Consider the following 253-nt stretch of genomic DNA (forward strand, 5'->3'; position numbering starts at 1 on the left):
GCGCCAATTACTGCCGTCCAAAGGTAAGCGTAGTAACCTGCTGAGTAACCACCTGCAAACGTATGGCTAAAGTAGTTTGATTTGTAACGAGGTGGTACAGGGTAGTAATCGATACCGTGTGCCTTTAGTGCTTCGCTTTCAAACTGTTGTACATCAGTTACTTTTTTATCAGAACCAAATGAGTGCCATTCCATATCCAGTAATGCTGCAGCTAAATATTCAGTGGTACCAAAACCTTGGTTGAACTTTTGCG

At 42.7% G+C, this 253-nt stretch carries 1 protein-coding gene; it reads right to left on the reverse strand.

The genetic code is table 11. From position 1 onward, the window contains the following. Positions 1 to 253: M3 family metallopeptidase (locus CWB76_RS19605; RefSeq protein WP_138609766.1), on the reverse strand; the 253-nt coding region annotated here is incomplete at both ends.

The sequence above is a fragment of the Pseudoalteromonas sp. S1609 genome (genome assembly GCF_005887255.1).
GTDB lineage: Bacteria > Pseudomonadota > Gammaproteobacteria > Enterobacterales > Alteromonadaceae > Pseudoalteromonas.